We start from the raw sequence: 23,378 nt of genomic DNA, 5'->3' as shown, positions 1-23,378 counted from the left end.
ACTTTGACTAGCGGTTCGCTGACCACCGTCGGCACTACCCCCCCCCTCAATCCCCATCCATCTTGAGGGCCGCGATGAAGGCCTCCTGGGGGATTTCGACCTTGCCAAACTGGCGCATCTTCTTCTTCCCCTCCTTCTGCTTCTCCAGCAGCTTCTTCTTGCGCGTGATGTCGCCGCCGTAGCACTTGGCGGTGACGTCCTTGCGCAGCGCCCGGACCGTCTCGCGGGCGATGATGCGCCCGCCGATGGCGGCCTGGATCGGGATCTGGAACAGGTGCTGGGGGATCAGCTCCTTCATCTTCTCGACCATGGAGCGGCCCCGCGCCTCGGCCCGGTCGCGGTGCACCAGCATCGACAGGGCGTCGACCGGCTCGGCATTGACCAGGATCGACATCTTGACCAGGTCGCCGGTGCGGTAGCCCTCGATCTCGTAGTCGAACGAGGCGTAACCCTTTGAGACCGACTTCAGCCGGTCGTAGAAGTCGAACACCACCTCGTTCAGCGGCAGGTCGTAGACCACCATGGCGCGGGCGCCGACGTAGGACAGCTCGCGCTGCTCGCCCCGGCGGTCCTGGCACAGCTTGATGACGCCGCCCAGGTACTCGTCGGGCGTGAAGATGGTGGCCTTGATCCAGGGCTCGGCGATGGCGTCGATCTTGACCGGATCGGGCATGTCGGCCGGGTTGTGCAGGTCGATCACCGACCCGTCCGTCATGGTGATCTTGTAGACGACGCTGGGCGCCGTCGCGATCAGGTCCAGGTCGAACTCGCGGCTCAGACGCTCCTGGATGATCTCCAGGTGCAGGAGGCCGAGGAACCCGCAGCGGAAGCCGAAGCCCAGGGCGGCCGAGGTCTCCATCTCGTAGGAGAAGCTGGCGTCGTTCAGGCGCAGCTTGCCGATGGCGGCGCGCAGGTCCTCGAAGTCGGCGGCGTCCACCGGGAACAGGCCGCAGAACACGACCGGCTGCACCTCCTTGAAGCCCGTCAGCGGCTTGTCGGTCTGGCGCTTCTCCTCGGTGACGGTGTCGCCGACGGCGGCGTGGGCCACCTCCTTGATCTGGGCGGTGATGAAGCCGATCTCGCCCGGGCCGAGCGAGTCCACGTCGGTGGCCTTGGGCTTGAAGACGCCGACCTTGTCCACGCGGTAGGTGGCCTTCGATTGCATCAGGCGGATCTGCTGGCCGGCCTTCAGCCGTCCGTCGAAGACGCGCACCAGCACCACCACGCCCAGGTACGGATCGTACCAGGCGTCGACCAGCAGGGCCTTCAGCGGCGCGGCCTCGTCTCCCTTGGGCGGCGGCAGGCGGGTGACGATGGCCTCCAGCACGTCCTCGATGCCGACGCCCGACTTGGCCGAGCAGGCGATGGCGTCACTGGCGTCGATGCCGATGACGTCCTCGATCTGGGCGCGCACGCGCTCGGGGTCGGCCGCCGGCAGATCGATCTTGTTCAGGACCGGCACGATCTCGTGGTTGTTGTCGATGGCCTGATAGACGTTGGCCAGGGTCTGGGCCTCGACCCCCTGGCTGGCGTCGACGACCAGGATCGAGCCCTCGCAGGCGGCCAGGCTGCGGCTGACCTCGTAGGCGAAGTCCACGTGGCCCGGCGTGTCCATCAGGTTGAGGACATAGGACTGGCCGTCGCGGGCCTTGTAGTCCAGGCGCACGGTCTGGGCCTTGATCGTGATCCCCCGCTCCTTCTCGATGTCCATGTTGTCAAGGACTTGCGCCGTCATCTCGCGCGCGGTCAGGCCGCCCGTGACCTGGATCAGCCGGTCGGACAGGGTCGACTTGCCGTGGTCAATGTGTGCGACAATCGAGAAATTGCGGATGCGGTCGAGCGGGGTCGTCATGGGCGCGGGCCGTAGCACGCCCCAGGCGCACGGCCAATGCGGTGCGTTCTGGCAGGGCGCCGACCCGAAAACGCCGCGCCAAACCGCGCCAAACCCTGCCAAACCGCGCCAGTTCGGGTTCTTCAGACCCGCAGAATAGCGATGTCAAAGACCGACCGGCGCACCCGGGGTCGCCAGGCGTCCTTGATCATAGGGGCGCGCACAGGACCGTGGACATTTTTTCGGGGACTGTCGGTATCCGAGGCGCCACAGCGTCCTTGAGAACGCAAGTCCGTAGCGAATTGTGACGGAACCGTATGAGACAGGGGGCGCGGCCTTGCGCTATTGCGACCAGCTCTTAGATGACGCGGACCCGACAGCTTGACCGCTCGCCGGGCGCAGAGGGATCAGACGTGACAATCGACTTTCAAGGGCGCCCGCGCCGGCCGCTCAACCGCCGCAACATCATCATCGGCGCCGCCGTGCTGGCCGTGATTCTGATCGGCGCCCTTTTCATCATCCTCGGCGGCGGCGGGCACGACGAGAAAGCGGCCCCGGCGGCGGATGAGCGGCCCGGCTCGGCCCAGGCCGTCACCGCCGCGACCGTGATCTCGGCGCCGCTGCCGCGCGTCATCACCGCCTCGGGCACGGTGTCGCCCTGGGAGGAGGTGCCCGTGGGCGCCGAGACCGGCGGCCTGGTGGCCACCGCCGTCTATGTGGACGAGGGGCGCTATGTGCGTCAGGGACAGCCGCTGGTGCAGCTGAACGACACCCTGCTGCGCGCGCAACTGCGCCAGCAGGACGCCCAGGTGGCTTCGGCCCGCGCCACCCTGGCTGAGTCCGAAGCGGCCCTGGCGCGAGCGCGCGAGCTGCGCGAGCGCGGCTTCCTGGCCCAGGCCGGGCTGGATCAGGCCACGGCCCGCGCCGCCACCGCCCAGGCGGGGCTGCAGGCGGCCGAGGCCGCGCGCGGAGAGACGGCGGCCCGCGTGGCCCAGACCACCATTCGCGCGCCCGTGTCCGGCCAAATCATCAGCCGCAGCGTCACGCGCGGCCAGATCGTGCAGCCGGGCGTCGAGCTGTTCCGCATCACCCGCGACGGCCGGCTGGAGCTGGACGCCCAGGTGCCGGAGACCGAGCTTCCGCTGCTTCGACCCGGCATGACGGCGACCATCTCGTCGGATGAGGCCGGCACGGCCACGGGCGTGGTGCGCATCGTCACCCCCGAGGTGGATCCGCAGTCGCGGCTGGGCGTGGCGCGCATCTCGCTGTCGGCGGGTTCGGGCCTGCGCCCAGGCATGTTCGCTCGCGCCCAGATCGACGCGGGGGCCACGGGCGCCCTGGTCATTCCGTCCACCGCCATCGTCTATCGCGAGGGCCAGCCCGGCGTTTACGTGGTCGGCGCGAACAACACGGTGAGCTTCCGGCGCGTCACGCCCGGCGCGCGCCAGGGCGATCTGCTGGCGGTCCAGGGCGTCCAGGCCGGCGAGCGCGTGGTCGTGCAGGGCGCCGGCTTCCTGGGCGAAGGCGACCCCGTGCGCGTCACCGCGGCCGCGGCCCGCCCGGCGGCCCAACCCGCTGAAAAGGCCGGCTGATGAACGCCAACGGCATTTCCTCCTGGTCGATCCGGAATCCCATCCCGGTCGTCCTGCTGTTCATCGTGCTGACCCTGGCGGGGGTGATCAGCTACTTCCGCCTGCCGGTGAACAACTTCCCCAACGTGGACCTGCCCGTGGTGGCGGTGACGGTGGTGCAGTCGGGCGCCGCCCCGACTGAGCTTGAGACCCAGGTCACGCGCCTGGTTGAGGACTCCCTGGCCGGTCTGGGCCAGGTCAAGCACATCCAGTCGGTCGTCAACGACTCGGTTTCGACCACCTCGGTCGAGTTCGAGCTGGGCGTCGACCTGGAGAAGGCCACCAACGACGTGCGCAACGCCATTTCGAGCGTGCGCCAGCAGCTGCCCGCGGACGTGCAGGAGCCCATCGTCCAGCGCATTGAGTTCACGGCCATCCCGATCGCCACCTATGTGGTGCGCGCGCCGGGCATGAGCCCAGAGGAGCTGTCCTGGTTCGTCGACAACACCGTGGCCAAGCGACTGCTGACGGTCAGCGGCGTCAGCCAGGTCAGCCGCGACGGCGGCGTCAACCGCGAAATCCGGATCAAGCTGGACCCCGCCCGCCTGGCGGCCCAGGGCGTGACGGCCGCGGCGGTGTCGAACCAGCTGCGCGCCACCAACATCAACCTGCCCGGCGGGCGTGGCGAGGTGGGCGGCGAGGAGCAGGCCATCCGCACCGTCGGCTCGGCCCAGTCCGTCGAGCAACTGCGTGAAACCCTGATCCCGGTCGGGAACCGCACCGTCCGACTGGGCGACCTGGGCGAGGTGGTGGACGAGTGGTCCGAACAGCGTGGCCGCGCCCGCTTCAACGGCCAGGAAGTGGTGGCCTTCTCGATCTCGCGCTCCAAGGGCTCGTCCGAGCTGGACGTCTACGAGAGCACCCTGAGAGAGATCGAGGCGTTGGACGAGGAGCGCGCCGACATCACCATCGAGCAGGTGGCCTATACGACGTCTGACGTCATCAACAACTTCCACGCCTCCGTGGAGGCCTTGCTGCTGGGCGCCGGCCTGGCCATCGCGGTGGTGTTCCTGTTCCTGCGCGACTGGCGCGCCACCCTGATCGCGGCCGTGGCCATGCCGCTGTCTCTGATCCCGACCTTCTGGATCATGGACCTGTGGGGCCAGTCGCTGAATGTGGTGACCCTGCTGGCGCTGTCGCTGACGGTGGGCATCCTGGTCGACGACGCCATCGTCGAGATCGAAAACATCGTCCGCCATATCCGCCAGGGCAAGAAGCCGTATCCGGCGGCGCTGGAGGCGGCCGACGAGATCGGCCTGGCCGTCATCGCCACCACGGCGACCCTGCTGGCCGTGTTCGCGCCCACCGGCTTCATGCCGGGCGTTGTGGGCCAGTTCTTCAAGAGCTTCGCCATCGCCACCTGCGTCAGCGTCTTCTTCTCGCTGGTGGTGGCGCGGACCCTGACGCCCCTGATGGGCGCCTACTGGCTGAAGGCCGAGCCCGGCAAGGAGCACGACGAGCCCTTCTGGATGCCGCGCTACCAGCGCATCCTGCGCTGGTGCCTGGGCAACTCCAGCTCGGCCAAGCTGAAGGCCGACCACGACGCGCGCACGGGCAACTTCCTCAAGCGCAAGTTCCTCTTCCGCATCTTCGACCACCGCGTGTGGGTGATGATCGGCGGCACGCTGTTCTTCATCTTCTCGCTGTTCCTGGCCTCGCAACTGCCGGGCGAGTTCATCCCGGTGGAGGACGTGTCGCGCTCGAGCGTGACGGTGCAGCTGCCGCCCGGCTCGACCCTGGAGGAGACGGACGCGGTGGTGCAGCGCATCACCAACATCCTGTCGGAACGGCCCGAGGTGCGTTCCGTCTACGCCTCCATCGGCTCGGCCACGGTCAGTTTCGGCCCCGGCGGCGGCGGCAGCGCGGGCGAGGTGCGCCGCGCCAGCATGACCGTGAACCTGGTGCCCAAGAACCAGCGTTCCCTTCGCCAACAGGAGTTCGAGCAGGAGATGGGTCCGGCGCTGCGGGCCATTCCCGGCGCCAGGGTGCAGTTCGGCGTCGAGGGCGGCGGCGGCGGCCTGATCTCCATCTCCCTCGTGGGCGACGACGGCGAAGCCCTGCAGGAGGCGTCCGCCGCGGTGGAGCGCCAGATGCGCGAGCTGCCCGGTCTGGCCAACGTGGTCTCGACCGCCGCCCTGGTGCGGCCGGAAATCCTGATTACGCCCAAGTCCGACGTGGCCGCCCTGCAAGGGGTGTCTACCGCCGACATCAGCCAGGTGGCGCGCGTGGCCACACTGGGTGACGCCGACCAGCTGCTGCCCAAGTTCAACCTGGGCGACCGCCAGGTGCCGATCCGGGTGATGCTGACCGAAGAGACGCGCGGCGACCTGGACCAGCTGCGCAATCTGCGCGTGCCGACGGCCTCGGGCGCCTCGGTGCCCCTGTCTTCGGTGGCCGACATCACCTTCGGCGCGGGCCCCAACCAGATCGACCGCTATGACCGTCTGCGCGTGTCGCGCATCTCGGCCGAACTGGCGGGCACGACCCTGGGCGAGGCCAACAACGCCGTTCAGCAGCTGCCGGCCATGCAGAACCTGCCGGACGGCGTGAGCCAGGCCGTGTCGGGCGAACTGGAAAGCCTGCAGGAGACTTTCTCAGGCTTCGCCTTCGCCATCATCACCGGGGTGCTGCTGATGTACGCCGTGCTGGTGCTGCTGTTCCGCAGCTTCTTCCACCCGATCACCATCTTGGCGGCCTTGCCGGTATCGTTCGGCGGCGCCTTCTTCGCCCTGCTGATCACCGGGCGCGGCCTGTCCATGCCGGCCCTGATCGGCATCATCATGCTGACCGGCATCGCGGCGAAGAACTCGATCCTGCTGGTGGACTACGCGATCATCGCCATGAAGGAGGGCATGAACAAGTACGACGCCATCCTCGACGCGGCGAGGAAGCGGGCCAGGCCCATCATCATGACCACCATGGCCATGGGTCTGGGCATGCTGCCGATCGCCATGGCCTTCGGCGAAGGGACTGAGTTCAGAAGCCCCATGGCCATCGCCGTGATCGGCGGCCTGATCACCTCGACGGCCCTGTCGCTGGTCTTCGTGCCGGCGGCCTTCAGCCTGATCGACGGGGTGAAGACGCGGCTGGAGCGCAGGCTCGACAAGATGCTTCACCACCAGATTCCGGAGGAGCACCGGACCCGGCGCTAGGCGCCGCGCGGCTCAGAACGACGGCGGCGGGAAGCTCTTGGCCAGGCGTTTGGGCGCCTGGGCCCGCCAGCTTTCGTCGATCCAGGCGCGGAACATGGGCATGGGGTCCGAGCCGTCGTCCGGCCAGCGGGCGGTGACCCAGCCGCTCTTGCCCAGGCCGTAGCCGGTGGGCTCGGTGAAGGGCAGCGCCAGCGCCGCCTCAGCCGAGAAGGGCAGCTTGCAGCCGAGGCTGAAGGGCTGCCCCTCCGGCGACAGGTAGGCGAAGGTCTTGTCGCGGACGGCCAGGTCCAGGTGGCCGGGCCAAGGGCTTTTCAGCTGGGTCTCGGGATACTGAAGGCCGAAGGCCCTCAGGGCCTCGGCGGCGCTCGATGGGTCGGTCATGGGCGTTCCCTGCACGTGCGGGTCAGACCCGGTTCATACGCCCCGTGCGAACCGGGGGGCGAAGGAATTTTCTCGGCCGAGCCGCGACGGAAGCCGGGGGTTCGGGCGTTGAAGCCTCTAAACCGCCGTACCCAAGCCGAAATGTGCCCGCATGAGTCTGTCCTACCTCGCCCTGATCACCGGCGCCGCCCTGTCCGCATCAGTGGCGCAGGAGGCCCCGCCGCCTGAAGCGGCGGCCGCCGCGCAGCCCGCTGGTCAGGCCGAGACCGATGCCGAGGACGAGGACGTCACCACCGTCGAGGAGGTGGTGGTCACGGGCGCGCGCCTGCGCGGCTCGGTCGAGAGCGACATCCCGCCCGAGATCACCCTGGACCCCGCTGATATCCGCGCCACCGGCGCCACCACCATCGCCGAGTTGCTCGAGGCGCTGGAGCCCCAGACCCGCAGCGGCCGGGGGCGCGGCGAGGGACGTCCCGTGCTGCTGGTCAACGGTCGGCGCGTTTCGGGCCCGCGCGAGGTGCACAGCGTGCCTTCAGAGGCCATCGAGCGGGTCGAAATCCTGCCCGAAGAGGTGGCGCTGGAGCTGGGCTACCGGGCCGACCAGCGCGTCATCAACTTCATCTTGCGAGAGCGTTTCCGCGCCACGACCGTGCAGGCGCGCGCGGGCGCGTCCACGGCGGGCGGGCGCTATAGCGGCGAGCTGGACGGCAACTTCCTGCGCCTGCGCGGCGACGAGCGCCTGATCCTGGAGGCGGAGGTCGAGCGCGCCACGCCCCTGTTCGAGGACGAGCGCAACATCCGTCGTGAGCCAGGGCAGACGCCCTATGACCTGATCGGCAACGTCACCGGCCTGCCCTACGGCGGCGAGATCGATCCGGCCCTGAGCCTGCTGGCGGGCGGCCCCGTCACCGTAGCGGCCGTGCCGGGGTTCGGCGCAGGAGGACCCTTCACCCTGGCGGACTTCGTCGAGACGGCGGGCTATACGCGCACCGGCGACCTGGGCGCCTGGCGCAGCCTGCTTCCCGAGACCGAGAGTGTCGAGGTGGGCGGAACCTATACCCGGCCGCTGAACGATTATGTGGTGGCCACGCTCAATGCGCGGCTGGAGGGGTCGCGGTCCGAGAGTTTCCTCGGCCTGCCGGGCGCCAGTCTCACGCTCCCTTCCACCAACCCGAACTCCCCCTTCACCCGGGACGTGCTGGTCTGGCGCTATTTCGACCGGCCGGACGCCATGCGCCGAAACGCCGATACGGTGAGCGGGCGTCTGGGCGCAGCCTTTACTGGCGACTGGGACGATTGGCGCTGGTCGCTGACCGGCGGCTACGACGTGACAAGGAGCGATACCGAGACCGGCCGGGGCGTCGATGCCAACGCGCTTCAGGCGGCGCTCACGGCGGGGGATCCGTCGGTGGATCCCTTCGGCCCGGGCGCCGCGGCCTTGCTGGGGCCGGGACCGCGCGATACGGCCCAGTCCCTGACCCAGTCGGGCGAGCTGGACTTCGTGGCCAACGGCGACCTGTTCAGCGTGCCGGCCGGCGACGTCTCGGCCTCCTTCCGGGCCGGGTTCAACGCGGTCTCTCTGGACTCCGAAAGCGTGCGGTCCGGCCTCCTGACCGAACGCGAGCTGTCGCGCACCCAGGGCGGGGTTCAGGGCAATCTGAACATCCCTATCGCCAGCACGCGCAACGAGGTGCTGGCGGGCCTGGGCAATCTGACCCTGAACCTGAACGCCGCCTATGACGAGCTGTCGGATTTCGGCGGGCTGGTCACCTATGGCTATGGCCTGAACTGGCGTCCCAACCGGCAGTGGTCGGTGATCGCCAGCGTCACCGACGAAGAGGGCGCGCCGTCGATCCAGCAGTTGAACGATCCGGTGATCTCCACGCCCAACGTTCAGGTGTTCGACTTCGCCACAGGCCAGACCGTGGAGGTGACGCGCATCGAGGGCGGCAACCCCGGCCTGACCGCCGACAATCGCCGGGTGCAGCGGCTGGGCGTCACCTGGCGGCCGCTGGGCGAGGCGGACGTGACCCTGTCGGCCAACTATGTGCGAACCACAGTCGACAATCCGATCTCCAGTTTCCCGACCATCACCCCGGCGCTGGAGGCGGCCTTCCCTGAGCGTTTCATTCGCGACTCGGGCGGGCGGCTGATCTCTATCGACACGCGGCCCGTGAACTACGACCGCAGCCAGACCCAGCAGCTGCGCTGGGGGATCAACTATTCGCGGCCGATCCGCCGAGAGCGCCCCACCGGCGAGGGCGGGCCGCGGCGCCGCGGCGAAGGCGGCCCCCAGGGTCCCGGCGCGCATCAGGGCCCCGAAGGCGGCGACGGCCCCCGCCCCGAGTGGCGCGGCGGCGGCGAAGGCGGCCGCTTCAGGGGCGGCGGCGGACGCGGCGGGTTTGGTCGCTTCGGCGGCAATCCGCGCGAGGGGCGTCTGACCTTCGCCCTCTATCACACCTGGAATCTGCAGAATGAGGTGGTGGTGCGGCCCGGCTTGCCGACCCTCGATCTCCTGAACGGGGACGCGGTCGGCGCGGGCGGCGGCCAGTCCGAGCATCAGGCCGAGCTGCAGTCGGGCTATTATTTGAACGGTTTGGGCGCGCGGTTCACGGCGGACTGGCGCTCGGACACCTTCGTCGCGGGCGGCGCGCCGGGCGGCGCGGGCGACCTCTACTTCTCGGACCTGGCGACGGCCAACCTGTCGCTGTTCGCCGATCTCGGGGCGCGCCGGGCCTGGGTGCGCCAGCATCCCTGGTTGCGCGGGGGCCGGGTCAGCCTGGAGGTGCGCAACCTGTTCGACGCGCGCCGGGGCGTCACCGACGCGGCGGGCGTGACGCCCATCAGCTATCAACCCGACCTGCTGGACGCGGAGGGCCGCACCGTGACCCTCCGCTTCCGCAAGCTGATCTTCTGACGGCTCAGGGCCGGTTGCGCAGGGCCGCCGCCTCGGCGTCGCTGAGCTTGCGCACGCTGCGGATCAGGCAACGGTCAACGCCGCCCCCGAGGCGCGGCACGATCAGATCGGCGTCGAAGCCCGTGCAGACGCTGGAGCCGCCGCCGCGCGGCTGGATGCCGATGCGCGAGGACCAGTCGATGTCCGGGCAATGGCCGATGATCTGGACGTGATAGATGTCGTTGACGCCCACGCGCAGATAGACGTTGCGGTCGTCGGTCGAGGAGAAGCCGGCCACCTGATTGACGAAAAAGCACTGGCGCGGCGCGCTCGACGACATGCCGGGGTCCGAGCCCGGGCCGTACATGGGCGCGCAGGACGCCACGGCGAAGGCGGCGGCGGCGGCGAGAGTCAGATAGGCGGTTCGCATGGGTTTCTCCTGGTCAGCTTGACAGGTGAACGGTGGCGACGGGGTAATCGTTGCGCTCAAGCTTGAGCATGCGCAACCGCGCGGCGTGTCGCATCGGTGAGCCGGATCAGGTGCAGGGGCAGCGGCGACGGCGTCCCGGTCAGGCTCGCAACCAGGTGCTCAGCCAGAAGGGGCGCGGCGGCGAAGCCACGCCCGCCAAGGCCCGTGAGCACGAAGGTCCGGCCCCTGCCGGGCAGTAGACCGCACACGGGGTTGTGATCCGCCGTCGTCGCCCTCACGCCGGCGCGGCCCCGCAGATGCGGGACCGTCAAAGCCTCGGCGATGTCAGGTAGAGCCTGTGCCAAAGCGGTCAGGTTTCGCACGTGGTCGCCCTCCCGCAGATCCAGCGCCTCGTCCCCACGATCGTGCGTGGCGCCGAACAGCAAACCGCCCGGCGTCGGCGCAGCGTAGCCGCCCCAGGCCGCGGCCACCGGGGGAGGGTCCACCCCTTCGGCCCAGCTGACCTGACCGCGCAGGGGGCGCATGGCGAGGCCCGTCAGAGCCTGGCCGGACCAGCCGCCGCACAGGATCGCAGCGTCGGCCTCGACGATCAGGGCGCCGTCGGCGTCGAGCAGGCGCACGCCCTCGCCGTCCTCGATGGAGGCGACACGGGCGGACAGGCGCTGAGCGCCTTGCGTCCAGGCCGCGCGCACGGCGGCGGGATCCACCACTCTGGCCGTCTCAATCCAGAGGCCGCCATGGGGGGCCGAAGCGCCCAGTCGCTCGGACGCCTCGGAGGGCGACAGCAGTTGAAGGGCGCCGGCCGGCCACGGGGGCTGGGCGGCCACGGTTTCGAAGCGGCGCCGTTCGTCAGGCGATGAGATGAGTCGCAGCACGCCCCTTTCCGTCACGGCGTCGGGCGTGGCGTCATAGAGATCTGCGGCCCGCAGCAGGGCCTGGGCGTGCAGGGCCGCCACGGCGCCGCCGCCGGCGTCCAGACGCGGCGTGACCAGGGCCGCCGGATTGGCCGAGGCCATGTCGGCCTCTCCGCCGTCGATGAGCACGGTCTCGACGCCTTCGGCCCGCAGCGCGCGGCACACGGCGGCGCCGGCGATCCCGGCCCCGATCACGGCCACTGGACCACGGTGTGGATCAGCGGCGGCGCCCGGTAGGCGCGCCTCCAGCCGCTCGCGTTTGCGGCCCCATCCAGGACGCTTCTCGACGGCGAAACCCCGCGCCGCCAGGCCCCTGCGCACCTGTCCCGCCACGGTGAAGGTGGCCACGCGCGCGCCGGGCGCCGAGCGGGCTGCGATCCCGTCCAGCACCGCGTCCGACCACATGGCCGGATTGGTGGAGGGCGCGAACCCGTCGAGGAACCAAGCGTCCGCCTGGCCGCTCCAGCCCGCCAAAGCCTCGGCCGCATCCGCGACCGCCAGGTCGAGCGTGGCGGGCAACTCGGGCAGATCGATTCGCTGGAGGCCCGCCGCCTGACGGGGCCAGCGCGCCAGCAGCAGGTCCGTCACGGGCGCCAGCTCGGGCCAGGCGGAGAGAGCGCGCGCGGCGTCCTCGCGGCCCAGGGGGTGCGCCTCGACGCTGAAGATGTGAAGGCGGCCTTCCGAGGGGCCTTCGCGCCGCCAAAGATCCAGCAAGGCCGCGATGTTCAGCCCCGTGCCGAACCCCAGCTCGGCCACTGTGTAGCGGGCGCGGCCCCGCCACGCCTCGGGCAGGCCGCACCCGGCGAGGAAGACAGCCCGCGTCTCAGCCAGGCCGTCCTCGGCTGAGAAATAGACGTCGCCGTACAGCCGCGAGCGCGGTCCGGTCTCGGCCCAGTCCAGCTGGGCGGGGATGAGGTGCGTGTCAGGCATCGGCGCAAAGAAAAAGGGACCGCCCGGCGGGCGGCCCCTTCTAACTCAAACTGGCTCGCGCGGCTTAGTGGGCCGGGGCGGGCTCGGTCGTGGCGGCCGCGCCTTCTTCGGCGGGGGTCGTGGTCATGGCGTCGCCGGCGGCGGCGGCGGCGTCGCCAGCGGCTTCAGCCGAGGTGGCGGCGGCGTCGGTGGCCGTTTCAGCCGCAGCGTCGGCGGTGGCGGCGGCTTCTTCGGCGGTGTTGTCCTCGGCGGCCGGCTGGCAGGCGGCGACGGAGAAGGCGGCGACGCCCATGGCGGCGACGAGAAGCTTACGGATAGCCATTGTTTCGACTCCCTATCGTTTCTGGGCGGCGCTGATTTCGCCGCTGAGGGGAGCTAACGATGATTTCGGCCGGGCGGCAAGAAAGAAATCACGGGTTCGTGAGGCCGCCGCGATCAGGCCTCGTTGGGCAGGTTCTGCAGGGCCTCTTCCATTTCGGCGAAGGAAGGTTGGGCGGTCGAGGGAATGTCGCCGCGCCCGATCTCCACTGAAATCTGCGCCGCATTGCCGTGCAGGTGAGCCACCAGCACCGACTGGATGATCTTATAGAAGGCGGCTTCTTCGTCGATGATCGCCTTCAGCCGCGCCGCCAGGGGGCCGACCAGACCGTACGCCAGGAACACGCCCAGGAAGGTGCCCACGAGGGCGCCGCCGATCATGCCGCCCAGCACCTCGGGCGGCTCGGTGATCGAGCCCATGGTCTTGATGACGCCCAGCACGGCGGCGACGATGCCCAGGGCCGGCAGGCCGTCAGCCATGGTCTGGAGCGCGTGCGGGGCGCCCAGCGCCTCGTGATGGTGCTTCTCCAGCTGCTTCTCCATGGCGTCCTCGATCTGGTGAGGATCCTCCAGGTTCATCGTCATCATGCGCAGGGTGTCGCAGATGAAATCGATGGCGAAGTGGTCCTTCATGATCTTCGGGTACTTCTGGAAGATCGCGGACTCGCCCGGTTTTTCGATGTGGCTCTCCAGGGCGATGACGCCCTTGGACTTCATGGTCTTGGTCAGCTGGAACAGCAGGGCCAGAAGGTCGCGGTAGTCCGCCGCCTTCCATTTCGGCCCGGCGAAGGCCTTGCCGAAACCCGCCAGCGAGCTCTTGATGACCGGCATCCCGTTGCCGATCATGAAGGCGGCCACCGCGGCGCCTCCGATGGCCATCAGTTCGTGCGGCAGGGCGTGGGTGATCACGCCCATATTGCCCCCGGCCATGATGTAGCTGCCGAAGACCATGCCGAAGAGCACGACAATGCCGATGATCTGGAACATGAAGCTGGCGCGGCCCGGATAAGGTTAAAGCGCCAGCATCCTTGCCGTTAATGCTTAAAGGGGCGTTGCCGTCAGGACCGCGACAGGAAGGCCAGGGCCGTCATCACATGGGCGCGGACGCCCGTCTCCAGCACCCGCTCGTTGACGTCGAACTGGGGCGAGTGGTTGGGCGGTGAGGTCGCGGGATCGACGCCGTCGGCGCTGGCCCCCAGGTGATAGAAGACCCCCGGAATCTCGCGCTGATAATAGCTGAAGTCCTCAGCCACCATGGTCGGCGGGGCAGCCGGATTGACGTTCTCGGACCCCAGCGCCTGGCCCAGCACCGGACCCAGCCAGGCGGCCAGCGTCTCGTCATTGAAGACCACCGGCGCGTTCTGCACGACGCGGAAGTCGGCGCTCGCGCCATAGGCGGCGGCCACGTGGTTCACCGCCTCGCCGGCCCGGCGCACCAGATCGTCGTGCTGCTCGGTGTCGAAGGTGCGCAGCGTACCGCTGAGGGTCATGCGATCGGGAATGATGTTGTAGCGCACGCCGCCGTTCACCGTGGCGATGGTGAAGACCGTGGGCGTGGTGGTCGGGTCCACGGTGCGGGCGGCCAGGGTGTTGATGGTCTGCACCACCTGTCCGGCCACGGCGACGATGTCGATGCCCTTCCAGGGCCAGGCGCCGTGGGTCTGGCGGCCGGTCAGCTCGATGTCGACGCGGTCCGAGGCGGCCATGAAGCCGCGCCCGCGCCAGAAGGCCGTGCCGGGGCGCCCCGGCACCACGTGCAGGCCGAAGATGGCCTCGGGCCGGGGATCGTTCAGCGCGCCCTCGGCCACCATCAGGTCGGCGCCGCCCTCCTCGCCCGGAGGGGCGCCCTCCTCGGCGGGCTGGAAGACGAAGACGATCGTGCCGGACAGCTCTTCCCGCATGCCCGCGAGGATCTCGGCCGCGCCCATCAGCATGGCCACGTGGGCGTCGTGGCCGCAGGCGTGAGCCACCGGCACGGTCGCGCCCTGGTACGTCCCCGTCGCCGTCGAGGCGAAGGGCAGACCTGTGGCCTCCTGCACGGGCAGGGCGTCCATGTCCGCGCGCAGGGCCACGGTGCGGCCGGGCCGGCCGCCGCGCAGCACGGCGACCACGCCCGTGTGGGCCACCCCCGTGCGAACCTCCAGCCCCAGACCGCGCAGGTGTTCGGCCACCAGGGCGGCGGTGCGATGCTCGGCGTTGCCCAGTTCGGGGTTCTGGTGGATGTCGCGCCGCCAGGCGACGACGCGCGGCTGGATGGCGGCGGCGGCCGCCTCGATGCGTCCGGCCAGGGCGGGGTCGACCGGGGCCGCCGATTGGGCGTATGCCGGGACGGCTGCACCCAGCCCCGCCGCCAGCGCCACGCCGCACATCCATGCCTTGCCGTTCATCCCAGCCTCCTGAACCGTCCCGTCGCCACTGTGGCGCAAGGCCGGATCACGGGCAACGGAGGGGCCGGTGAAGGGCGCGGGCCGCCGGGCCTTCGTCATCCTGTTCGCCGTCAACGCCATCGCGGCGGCGGGCAGCACGGCCCTTATGTCTGTCCTGCCGGCCATCGGGCGCGAGTTCGGCCTGTCGGACACCCTGATCTCGGCGGCCTTTTCCCTGTCGGCGCTTTTGTGGGCGCTCAGCGCGCCCTACTGGGCCCGGCTGTCGGACACGCGGGGCCGCAAGACCATGATCCTGCTGGGCCTGATGGGCTTCAGCGTGTCCATGGCGGCGTTCGGCCTGACGGTGACGGGCGGGCTTCTGGGCCTGCTGCCGGTGGCGCTCATCTTCAGCCTGATGGTGATCAGCCGCTCTATCCACGGGGCTCTCGGCTCGGCCAGCCCGACGGCGTCCCAGGCCTATGTGGCCGACCGCACGACGGTGAAGCAGCGCACCAAAGCCCTGTCGGTGCTGGCCTCGGCCCAGGGGCTGGGCACGGTGCTGGGCCCGGCGCTCGCGCCCTTCTTCGTCCTGCCGCTGCTGGGCCTCGCAGGCCCTATGTACGCCTTCGCGGCCATGGGGCTGATCGTCTGGTTCGCCACCTGGCGCGGCCTGCCGTCGGGCGGCGTCCGGCGCAAGCCCGCGGGCGTCAGGACGCACAGCAAGGGCCTGTGGAAGCAGCCGCGCATGCGCGCCTTCGTAATCTACGGCTTCCTGGCCATCAGCATTCAGGCGGTGAACGTCTCGGTGCTGGGCTTCCACGTGATCGATGTGATGGGCCTGCCGCCGCTCGAGGCCCAGACCTTTGTGTCAGTGGCCATGCTGGCGGGGGCGGCGGCGACGCTGATGGCCCAGTGGGGTCTGATCCCCTTGCTGCACATGGGGCCCACCTCGCTGATGCGCTGGGGAGCGGGGCTGACCATCGCGGGCAACGTGCTGACCCTGATGTCGCCCACCTATTACGGCGTGGTGGTGGGCTATGCGGTGGTCAGCCTGGGCGTCGGCTTCGCCCGCCCAGGCTTCATGGCCGGCGCCTCCATCGCCGTGGGGCCGCATGAGCAGGGCGCGGTGGCGGGGCTTATGGCGGCGCTGGCGGGGCTGTGCTTCCTGGCGCCGCCGGTGATCGGCGTGGCGCTCTACGAGGCGTGGGATCCCGCGCCCTTCATCGCCAACACGCTGATGGGGGCGGCCATTCTCTTGATGGCGCTGTTCACCACGACGCTGAAGCGGGCCGGCCAGGCGCCGGCGCCCCAGACGCCGCCGGCGGGGCCTCAGCCCCTGAGCTAGAGCTTCCAGCTAGAGCCGCGAGGCGGCGTCGCGCTGAAGCTGCTCAAGGACAGCCGTGGTCAGATAGCCGTCGGCGCGCAGGCCGCGCGCCTGCTGCCAGCGGCGCAGGGCCGTGCGTGTGCCGGTGCCGATGATGCCGTCCACCCCGCCGGGATCGAAGCCCAGCACCTGAAGATAGCGCTGGGCCGACATGCGCTGATCGCGGCTGAGCGGCGTCTCCACCGGCCAGGCCCGGCTGATGCCCGGCCGGTCCATGGCGCGGTCGGCCAGCAGGCCCACGGCCAGGGCGTAGGCGGTCGAGTTGTTGTACCGCCGGATGATGTAGTGGTTCGGCAGGGTCAGAATGGCCGGGCCGTCCGCCCCCTGGGGCAGGATCACCGTCATCTGTTCGGCCGCCTCGGCGTCGGTCAGGGCGGCCCCGTTCAGCAGGCGCACGCCGCGCTCGCGCCAGAAGCTCCACGGCTGGCGCTCGGCCTCGGCCAGGCCGTAGTCGAAGCCGGTCGGCAGCTCCACCTCCAGCGCCCACCGCTGGCCCCGCTTCCACCCCGCGCGCGCCAGCAGATTGGCCGCCGAGGCGAGCGAATCGCGGTCCGACCCCCATATGTCCACGACGCCGTCGCCGTCGCCGTCCTCGCCCAGACGCAGATAGTTGTCCGGCATGAACTGGGTCTGGCCCATGGCGCCGGCCCAGGACCCCTTCAGACGGCTGCGCGGCGCCTTGCCCGAGGTGATGATCGTCAGAGCGTCGGCCAGCTGACCCTCGGCCCAGTCGCGGCGACGGCCCTCCCAGGCCAGGGTCGCCAGGGAGCGCACCACGTCGAAGTCGCCCTGGATGCGGCCAAAGGCGCTCTCATTGGCCCAGATGGAGACCAGGATTTCGGCCGGCACGCCGTAGCGCGCCTCGATCTGGGACAGCCAGGCGTTGGCGCTGATGGCCTGCCGGGCCTGGGCGATGCGGTCCGCCGTGACGGCGCCGTTCACGTAGTCTCCGACCGAGCGCGAAAACTCCGGCTGGTTGCGGTCGCGGCGCACGACGGTCTCGTCAGGGCTCAGCCCCTCGAGCTCGCGCGCCCAGGCGGCGCGGTTCTCGCCCGCCTTGCGGTCGAGGAAGCCCTGCTTCCACGCGTCGAACGAGGCCGCGAAACTGTCGGCGCCCGCGTCCGCCGGCGAAGGCGCCGGGGCGGCCGGGGCCGGCGCCTGGACGGTGCTCTGCGCCACCGCTCCGATCGGCATGTGGGCGGGCGCGGAGGGCGTCTCGGCGGTCAGCGGCGCGCAAGCGGTGACGGCGGCGATCAGGGACAGTCGGAAATCCATGCCATATACCTTACAGAGCCCAGGCCACGCGCCAAATCACGAGCCTGCCAGTCCAGCGCCGCCTTTCGGCCATGATCAGCCCTGATCGGCGGGCGACGCCTTGCAAGGGCCGGGCCGCCGTTGACACGCTGGGGCCCTTTGCGTATAGGCCCCGCTCCCGCCGCGCCACCGCGGCGTTTTGTTCGTCACGCCCCAAGGTTTCGACCCATGAAGGTCCGCAGCTCGCTCAAGTCCCTGAAGACCCGTCACCGGGATTGCAAGGTCGTGCGCCGCAAGGGCCGGGTCTATGTGATCAACAAGACGGACCCCCGCTTCAAGGCCAAGCAGGGCTAAGCGCCCTCGCCTCAAAAGCATCCACAGGGCCGCGGGCATGATCCGCGGCCTTTTTGTTTGCGCCGGTTGAGGCGCGCGCGGCGGCATGGTTAGCGTCCGCCCCTGTTTCCTGATCGCCCTTCGACGGAGCCTTAGCCCGTGGCCGACGCCGCCTATGCCGAAAACCCCGACGTCCTGACCGCCGCCGCCCAGGGCCGCCTGCGCAGCATCATCGAGCGCATCGAGCGCCTGGAGGAGGACAAGGCGGCGGTGATGAACGACATCAAGGAGGTCTTCGCCGAGGCCAAGGGCGAGGGCTATGACGTCAAGACGCTGCGCAAGGTCGTGCGCCTGCGCAAGCAGGACAAGGTCAAGCGCCAGGAGGAAGAGGCGATCCTCGACCTCTACCTGTCGGCCCTCGGCGAGATCTGAGGCCATCCACCGCCTTCGGCGGCGAACAGGGCGATCCGCGATGAAGGGGCCGCCTCTGGCCCTAGACGCGTCACACGGCTGTGTCATGTCTGGGCGGTTCAACCGGAGCCGTTCGCATGATCGCAGCCGCCCTCGCCGCCCTCGCCCTCGGCGCTCAGCAAGCTCCGGCGAACGCTGAAGGTCAGCCCGCACCGCCGGCCGAGGCCCCGACCGAGGCCCCCGCGGTTTCGGATTCGATCCAGTACGGCCGCCTGCGCGCCCAGGCGGTCTCGGCCGCCCAGGGCGGCGATCTGCCCGGCGCCTTCCGCCTGCTGGAGCAGGCCGAGGCCCTGGCGCCCAACCACCCGGGCCTGCTGCAGCTGCGCGCGCAGATGTCGATGTTGGCGGGCCGGCCGCAGGACGCTCTCGCCGCCTGGCGGCGTCTGGCCGAGCTGGGCCTGACCGGCGATCCCTCGCGGGCCCAGGTGCTGGCCCCCATGCTGCAGCTAGCGGATTGGCCCGCCGTTGAGCAGGCGCTGGAGGCGAACCGCGCGCCGGCCGGTCAGATCACCCGGCTCGCTGTCTGGAGCGAGCCCTTCCTGGCGGAGGGCGTGGCCTACGACGCCGCGCGCGACCGTTTCCTCGTCTCCTCCATCCGTCAGAAGCGGATTGTCGCCGTAGATCGCCAGGGCCGGGTCAGCGATTTCGCCCAACCCGGATCTCTGGGCGTCTTCGCCCTCGCCGCCGATCCGGGGCGCGGAGCTTTGTGGGCCGCCGCCTCCGGCGCGCCGCCCGTGGCCGAGCTCGAGCCGCTGGAGCGAGGGCGCGCCGCCCTTGTCCAGCACGACCTGCAGTCCGGCATCGTGCGGGCCATCTATGCCGCGCCCCAGGCCGAGGGCGGTCTGCCGCGGAACTTCGGCGATCTGACGCTGGGGCCCGACGGGTCGGTCTATGTGGCCGATTCCCTGATCGGCGATGTCTTCGTGCTCGATCCCGGCGGCACTGAGCTGCGCCGCCTTCTGCCCGAGGGTTCGCTACGGTCGCCGCAGGGCATGGCCGTCAGCCCTGACGGCGGGGCGCTGTTGATCGCCGACTATTCGACGGGTCTCTATCGCCTTGACCTGACCAGCGGGCGCCTGCGCCGGCTGGCGGCGCCTGCCGACGCCTCGCTGGTGGGCGTTGACGGCGTGGCCGTGGATGGCTCGCGGCCCGGCGGCGAGCATCTGATCGTCGTCCAGAACGGATCCAATCCCCAGCGCGTCCTGCGCCTGCGCCTCGACCCCGGCTTCACCCGCATCGCCGAGGTCGAAGTGCTGGCCGCCAATCTGGAGGGCCTGCAGGAGCCTACCGGCGGCGTCGCCCTGGAGGACGGCTTCGTGTTCGTCTCGCGCAGCCAATGGAGCGACGTGGACAACGACGGCGCCTTCGCGGAAAATCCCGGTCCGGCGGCGCTGTCGCAGCTGCCGCTCTAGCGGGAGCCTTCCATGATCGAGCTGATGATCGACGGCCGCACCAAGGATCTGGGCGGCTTCACGGTCTCGCGCATCCTGCCGGCGCCCCGGCGGCGTATGGTGGGGCCGTTCATCTTCCTGGATCACATGGGCCCGGCCGACTTCGCCCCCGGCCAGACGGCGGTGAACGTGCGGCCCCACCCGCACATCGGCCTGTCGACCCTGACCTATCTGTTCGACGGCGAGATCATGCACCGCGACAGCCTGGGCGTGACCCAGGCGATCCGCCCCGGCGAGGTCAACTGGATGACGGCCGGCAAGGGCGTGGTCCACTCCGAGCGCACCGACCCGGCTCGCATTGCCTCCGGGGGACGCCTGGACGGCATGCAGGCCTGGATCGCCCTGCCGACCGAGTCGGAAGAGGCCGACCCCTTCTTCAGCCACCACGAGGGCGCCGAGCTGCCGGCCTATGAGCAGGGCGGCCTGTTCGCGCGGCTGGTGGCGGGCGACGCCTACGGCGCCAAGGCGGCGACGCCCGTGTCCTCGCCCATGTTCTACGTGCATTGGGAGATGGCCCAGGGCGTGCGCGCCGCCCCGCCCAAGGGCAAAGGCTCGGGCGGCATGAGCGAGCGCGCCGTCTATGTGGCCAAGGGCATGGTCGAGGTGGATGGACATAAGCTGCGGCCCGGCCAACTGGCTGTTCTGTCGGCCGAGGCCGAGCCCGTGATCGAGGCGTTGCATCCCTCCACCGTCATGCTGCTGGGGGGCGAGCCCGTGGGCGAGCGCCTGATCTGGTGGAACTTCGTCTCGTCGTCCAAGGACCGTCTTGAGCAGGCCAAGGCCGACTGGGCGGCGGGCCGCATGGCGCTGCCGCCGGGCGACGATCAGGAGTTCATCCCCCTGCCCGAGGATCCGCCGGTTTCGCCGCCGCAGCAGACGCATCCGCTCTGATCGGTCGCCTAGAACGGCACTGAACCAGACCCGCCGCTCGCGCGTAGGGTTCGCATGCCCATCCCCCAGATCAGCCGCCGCGTGGGCCTGGCCGGCCTGGCCGCCGGCCTAGCCTCGGCCTGCTCACCCCTGGCGGCGCTGAACGCCCTTGCGCCGCGCGACCCCGGCGCGCGCCGGGTGTTGCAGGGCGCCGCCTACGGCCCCCACGAGCGACAGAAGCTGGACCTGTTCGCGCCCCGCCGCGAGGGCCCGTGGCCCCTGGTCGTCTTCTTCTATGGAGGCAACTGGAACTCGGGCTCGCGCGACCTCTACGGCTGGGCCGCCCAGGCCATCGCCGCCCAGGGCTTTGTCGTGGCGGCGCCAGATTACCGCCTGGTGCCCCAGGTGCGCTTTCCCGCCTTCATAGAGGATGCGGCGGCGGCCACGGCGCTGGCGGCGCGCCTGGCGCCCGAGCATGGAGGGTCTGCCCAGCGGATCGGCCTTTGCGGTCACTCGGCGGGCGCCCACATCGCGCTTCTGACCGCGCTGGACCCCACCTACACCGAAGCCGTGGGTCTTGAAGGCCGGATCGAGGCTGTCGCCGGCCTCGCGGGGCCGTACGCCTTCCTGCCCCTGGACGTCAGCTCCACCATCGCCGCCTTTGGCCAGTGGCCGCGCCTGGAGGAGACCCAGCCGGTCACCTACGCCCGCGCCGACGCTCCAGCGGTGTGGTTGGCCAACGGCGGTGAGGATCAGGTGGTCGGTCTGCGCAATACGACCCGGCTGAAGGCCGCCCTCGAGGGCGCCGGCGCCGTGGTCGAGACGGCCTTCTACCCCGACCTGGACCACGCGGGCATGGCGGCCGTGCTGTCGCCGCTGTTCCGGGGCCGCGCGCCCGTCCTGAAGGACATGACCGACTTCCTGCGGCGAACGCTCACCGCCTAGAGCAGGCGGATCTCGCGCAGCCGCTGCAGCAGGAAATCCTCGGCGGTGATCGGTTCAGGATAGCGGTTGGGGTTCTCCGCCGTGACGCAGCCCGGCAGGGTCTCGATCAGGAACTCCGGCTCGAAGTGCAGGAAGAAGGGCGTCGAGTAGCGCGAATAGCCGCGCCGCTCGGGCGCTGGATTGACCACGCGGTGTGTCGTGGAAGGCAGCACATGGTTCGTCAGGCGCTGCAGCATGTCGCCGATATTGACCACCAGCGCCCCCTCGGGCGGCGAGATGGGCAGCCATTCGCCGGTCCGATCCTTCACCTGCAGACCCGCCTCCTCGGCGCCCAGCAGCAGGGTGATGACGTTGATGTCCTCGTGGGCCCCAGCTCGAACGCCCGGGGCGTCGGCGGGAACGGGCGGATAGTGCAGCAGGCGCAGCACGCTGTTGCCCAGGGCCGTCGGACCTTCGAAGTAGTCGTCGTCGAGCTTCAGATAGCGGGCGATGGCCACCAGCAGCCGCTTGCCCAGCTGATCCATGGCTTCATAGAGGCCCTTCACATGGGTGCGGAACCCGGGAACCTCGGCCGGCCACAGGTTCTCGCGCATGTAGCGGGCGTAGGGGTGCCCCTCGGGCAGGTCGCGGCCGGTGTGCCAGAACTCCTTGAGGTCGACCACGTCGGCGTCCTTGGCGGCCTCCTTGCCAAAGGGGGTGTAGCCCCTGGCGCCGCCCGTGCCGGGCACGTGGTAGGCCATCTTCGCCTCGGCCGGCAGGGCGAAGAAGGTCTTGGCGTCATCGACCGCGGCGCGGATCATGGCCTCGTCCAGCCCGTGGTCGGCCACCACGGCGAAGCCATAGCGGGCGAAGGAGCCGCCCAGATCCCTCGAAAAGGCGTCGAAGTCGGCCTCGGCCAGCTTCATGGACACAGGTTGAATGGCGCTCTCGGTCACGGCGGGCTCTCACGCAGGGATATGCGCGCCTTCTACCGCTCCGCGCCCCCGATGGGCAGGGGGCATGAGGACAGGACTCTTACGGACTTGAGCCAAAGCTGGGGAACCGCCACGCTTGCCCGGTGTTTTCCGTCGCGTTCCATTTCACAAGACCAGGAAACCCAATCATGCGCTTCAATGTCCTCGTCACCGCCGTCGGCGCGGCCGCCCTCATGGCCGCCTGCACCACGACCGATCCGAACACCGGCATGACCTACCGCAACAACACCCGCACCGGCGCCCTGATCGGCGCGGGCGCGGGCGCGGTGCTCGGCTATCTGACCAACACCTCCGACGGCGAAGAGGGCCGCACCAACGCCCTGATCGGCGCGGGCGTGGGCGCGCTGGCCGGCGCGGCCGTCGGCAACTACATGGACCGGCAGCAGGCCGCTCTGCGCGCCGAGCTGGCCGACACGGGCGTTCAGGTGGTCCGCCAGGGCGACAATCTGATCCTGCAGATGCCCTCGGACGTGACCTTCCCCACGGCCGAATACACGATCCAGCCGCAGTTCTACCCGGTGCTGGATGACGTGGCCGGCATCCTGAACCAGTATCCCCAGACCACGGTCGACGTGGTGGGCCACGCGGACTCGCGCGGCGACGACGCCTACAATCAGACCCTGTCCGAGCGCCGGGCCCTGTCCGTGGCCGACTATCTGATCAATCGCGGCGTCATCCGCGAGCGCCTGTTCGTGGCGGGCATGGGCGAGCGCCAGCCGATCGCCTCGAACGCCACGGCCCAGGGCCAGGCCCAGAACCGCCGTGTGGAGATCGTGATCCGGCCCTTCCGCGGCTGATCGCCACATTTGGGCGAACATCGTCCTTCCGCCCCTTGCGTCCGGTTCGC

At 70.1% G+C, this 23,378-nt stretch carries 19 protein-coding genes; 10 read left to right on the top strand and 9 right to left on the bottom strand.

Translation table 11 applies throughout. The features are described 5' to 3' along the window. Positions 1-46: 46 nt before the first annotated feature. A complete protein-coding gene (gene lepA / locus Q0812_RS00820; protein ID WP_302108392.1) occupies positions 47-1,852 on the bottom strand; it encodes a translation elongation factor 4 in 1,806 nt (601 codons plus the stop codon). Positions 1,853-2,244: 392 nt separating this feature from the next. Between lepA and Q0812_RS00815 the strand changes: the two genes are divergently transcribed. Continuing rightward, on the top strand, positions 2,245-3,423 hold the full coding sequence (locus tag Q0812_RS00815; RefSeq protein WP_302108391.1) for an efflux RND transporter periplasmic adaptor subunit: 1,179 nt from the start codon (positions 2,245-2,247) through the stop codon (positions 3,421-3,423). Next, positions 3,423-6,614, top strand: a complete 3,192-nt coding sequence (locus tag Q0812_RS00810) for an efflux RND transporter permease subunit (protein ID WP_302108390.1) — start codon at positions 3,423-3,425, stop codon at positions 6,612-6,614. Before Q0812_RS00815 ends, Q0812_RS00810 begins: the two co-directional genes overlap by 1 nt. Positions 6,615-6,626: 12 nt before the next feature. On the opposite strand, the gene Q0812_RS00805 is transcribed toward Q0812_RS00810, so the two are convergent. Beyond that, on the bottom strand, positions 6,627-6,995 hold the full coding sequence (locus Q0812_RS00805) for an MmcQ/YjbR family DNA-binding protein (protein ID WP_302108389.1): 369 nt from the start codon (positions 6,993-6,995) through the stop codon (positions 6,627-6,629). 151 nt (positions 6,996-7,146) lie between these two features. Between Q0812_RS00805 and Q0812_RS00800 the strand changes: the two genes are divergently transcribed. Then, on the top strand, positions 7,147-9,912 hold the full coding sequence (locus Q0812_RS00800; RefSeq protein WP_302108388.1) for a TonB-dependent receptor: 2,766 nt from the start codon (positions 7,147-7,149) through the stop codon (positions 9,910-9,912). A 4-nt stretch (positions 9,913-9,916) separates the two neighbouring features. Here the strand turns inward: Q0812_RS00800 and Q0812_RS00795 are convergent, their stop codons facing one another. The 5 genes from Q0812_RS00795 to Q0812_RS00775 all read right to left on the bottom strand — a co-directional run bounded on the left by Q0812_RS00795 (position 9,917) and on the right by Q0812_RS00775 (position 14,870). Then, a complete protein-coding gene (locus Q0812_RS00795; protein WP_302108387.1) occupies positions 9,917-10,321 on the bottom strand; it encodes a DUF6491 family protein in 405 nt (134 codons plus the stop codon). A gap of 56 nt (positions 10,322-10,377) precedes the next feature. Continuing rightward, positions 10,378-12,165 (bottom strand): tRNA (5-methylaminomethyl-2-thiouridine)(34)-methyltransferase MnmC2, encoded by a 1,788-nt coding sequence (gene mnmC2 / locus Q0812_RS00790; RefSeq protein WP_302108386.1) that lies wholly within the window; start codon positions 12,163-12,165, stop codon positions 10,378-10,380. Between the two features lie 64 nt (positions 12,166-12,229). Continuing rightward, complete coding sequence (locus Q0812_RS00785; protein ID WP_302108385.1) at positions 12,230-12,487, bottom strand: hypothetical protein; 258 nt, start codon at positions 12,485-12,487, stop codon at positions 12,230-12,232. A gap of 113 nt (positions 12,488-12,600) precedes the next feature. Beyond that, positions 12,601-13,470 (bottom strand): flagellar motor stator protein MotA, encoded by an 870-nt coding sequence (gene motA / locus Q0812_RS00780; protein WP_302108384.1) that lies wholly within the window; start codon positions 13,468-13,470, stop codon positions 12,601-12,603. 71 nt (positions 13,471-13,541) lie between these two features. Next, the gene (locus tag Q0812_RS00775; protein WP_302108383.1) at positions 13,542-14,870 is read right to left on the bottom strand and encodes an amidohydrolase; all 1,329 of its coding nucleotides are present in this window, start codon (positions 14,868-14,870) and stop codon (positions 13,542-13,544) included. A 67-nt stretch (positions 14,871-14,937) separates the two neighbouring features. On the opposite strand from Q0812_RS00775, the gene Q0812_RS00770 reads away from it, so the two are divergent. Further along, positions 14,938-16,194: an MFS transporter gene (locus Q0812_RS00770; protein ID WP_302108382.1), complete on the top strand. Its 1,257-nt coding sequence runs from the start codon at positions 14,938-14,940 to the stop codon at positions 16,192-16,194. Between the two features lie 9 nt (positions 16,195-16,203). Here the strand turns inward: Q0812_RS00770 and Q0812_RS00765 are convergent, their stop codons facing one another. Then, complete coding sequence (locus tag Q0812_RS00765; RefSeq protein ID WP_302108381.1) at positions 16,204-17,508, bottom strand: lytic murein transglycosylase; 1,305 nt, start codon at positions 17,506-17,508, stop codon at positions 16,204-16,206. Positions 17,509-17,715: 207 nt separating this feature from the next. On the opposite strand from Q0812_RS00765, the gene ykgO reads away from it, so the two are divergent. The 5 genes from ykgO to Q0812_RS00740 all read left to right on the top strand — a co-directional run bounded on the left by ykgO (position 17,716) and on the right by Q0812_RS00740 (position 21,557). Further along, positions 17,716-17,841, top strand: a complete 126-nt coding sequence (ykgO, locus tag Q0812_RS00760; RefSeq protein ID WP_031448545.1) for a type B 50S ribosomal protein L36 — start codon at positions 17,716-17,718, stop codon at positions 17,839-17,841. Positions 17,842-17,979: 138 nt separating this feature from the next. Further along, on the top strand, positions 17,980-18,252 hold the full coding sequence (gene gapR / locus Q0812_RS00755; RefSeq protein WP_302108380.1) for a nucleoid-associated protein GapR: 273 nt from the start codon (positions 17,980-17,982) through the stop codon (positions 18,250-18,252). Positions 18,253-18,368: 116 nt separating this feature from the next. After that, positions 18,369-19,703: an SMP-30/gluconolactonase/LRE family protein gene (locus Q0812_RS00750; protein ID WP_302108379.1), complete on the top strand. Its 1,335-nt coding sequence runs from the start codon at positions 18,369-18,371 to the stop codon at positions 19,701-19,703. A gap of 12 nt (positions 19,704-19,715) precedes the next feature. Further along, a complete protein-coding gene (locus Q0812_RS00745) occupies positions 19,716-20,633 on the top strand; it encodes a pirin family protein (RefSeq protein ID WP_302108378.1) in 918 nt (305 codons plus the stop codon). 54 nt (positions 20,634-20,687) lie between these two features. Further along, positions 20,688-21,557: an alpha/beta hydrolase gene (locus tag Q0812_RS00740; protein WP_302108377.1), complete on the top strand. Its 870-nt coding sequence runs from the start codon at positions 20,688-20,690 to the stop codon at positions 21,555-21,557. On the opposite strand, the gene Q0812_RS00735 is transcribed toward Q0812_RS00740, so the two are convergent. Then, positions 21,554-22,492: an isopenicillin N synthase family dioxygenase gene (locus tag Q0812_RS00735; RefSeq protein ID WP_302108376.1), complete on the bottom strand. Its 939-nt coding sequence runs from the start codon at positions 22,490-22,492 to the stop codon at positions 21,554-21,556. The two genes, Q0812_RS00740 and Q0812_RS00735, sit on opposite strands and share 4 nt — an antisense overlap. Positions 22,493-22,659: 167 nt before the next feature. On the opposite strand from Q0812_RS00735, the gene Q0812_RS00730 reads away from it, so the two are divergent. Next, complete coding sequence (locus Q0812_RS00730; RefSeq protein ID WP_302108375.1) at positions 22,660-23,328, top strand: YiaD family glycine zipper/OmpA-like lipoprotein; 669 nt, start codon at positions 22,660-22,662, stop codon at positions 23,326-23,328. Positions 23,329-23,378 lie beyond the last annotated feature (50 nt).

Origin of the sequence: Peiella sedimenti (genome assembly GCF_030504955.1) — a bacterium.
Taxonomy (GTDB): Bacteria; Pseudomonadota; Alphaproteobacteria; order Caulobacterales; family Caulobacteraceae; genus Brevundimonas; species Brevundimonas sedimenti.
Note: the sequence above shows the minus strand (reverse complement) of the source record. Positions and strands in the feature narration are given on the sequence as shown.

Coding starts and splice junctions, on each gene's coding strand:
- lepA (WP_302108392.1), bottom strand. CDS start 1,852: ATGACGACCCCGCTCGACCGCATCCGCAATTTCTCGATTGTCGCACAC.
- Q0812_RS00810 (WP_302108390.1), top strand. CDS start 3,423: ATGAACGCCAACGGCATTTCCTCCTGGTCGATCCGGAATCCCATCCCG.
- Q0812_RS00805 (WP_302108389.1), bottom strand. CDS start 6,995: ATGACCGACCCATCGAGCGCCGCCGAGGCCCTGAGGGCCTTCGGCCTT.
- Q0812_RS00800 (WP_302108388.1), top strand. CDS start 7,147: ATGAGTCTGTCCTACCTCGCCCTGATCACCGGCGCCGCCCTGTCCGCA.
- Q0812_RS00795 (WP_302108387.1), bottom strand. CDS start 10,321: ATGCGAACCGCCTATCTGACTCTCGCCGCCGCCGCCGCCTTCGCCGTG.
- mnmC2 (WP_302108386.1), bottom strand. CDS start 12,165: ATGCCTGACACGCACCTCATCCCCGCCCAGCTGGACTGGGCCGAGACC.
- Q0812_RS00785 (WP_302108385.1), bottom strand. CDS start 12,487: ATGGCTATCCGTAAGCTTCTCGTCGCCGCCATGGGCGTCGCCGCCTTC.
- motA (WP_302108384.1), bottom strand. CDS start 13,470: ATGTTCCAGATCATCGGCATTGTCGTGCTCTTCGGCATGGTCTTCGGC.
- Q0812_RS00775 (WP_302108383.1), bottom strand. CDS start 14,870: ATGAACGGCAAGGCATGGATGTGCGGCGTGGCGCTGGCGGCGGGGCTG.
- Q0812_RS00765 (WP_302108381.1), bottom strand. CDS start 17,508: ATGGATTTCCGACTGTCCCTGATCGCCGCCGTCACCGCTTGCGCGCCG.
- ykgO (WP_031448545.1), top strand. CDS start 17,716: ATGAAGGTCCGCAGCTCGCTCAAGTCCCTGAAGACCCGTCACCGGGAT.
- Q0812_RS00750 (WP_302108379.1), top strand. CDS start 18,369: ATGATCGCAGCCGCCCTCGCCGCCCTCGCCCTCGGCGCTCAGCAAGCT.
- Q0812_RS00745 (WP_302108378.1), top strand. CDS start 19,716: ATGATCGAGCTGATGATCGACGGCCGCACCAAGGATCTGGGCGGCTTC.
- Q0812_RS00740 (WP_302108377.1), top strand. CDS start 20,688: ATGCCCATCCCCCAGATCAGCCGCCGCGTGGGCCTGGCCGGCCTGGCC.
- Q0812_RS00730 (WP_302108375.1), top strand. CDS start 22,660: ATGCGCTTCAATGTCCTCGTCACCGCCGTCGGCGCGGCCGCCCTCATG.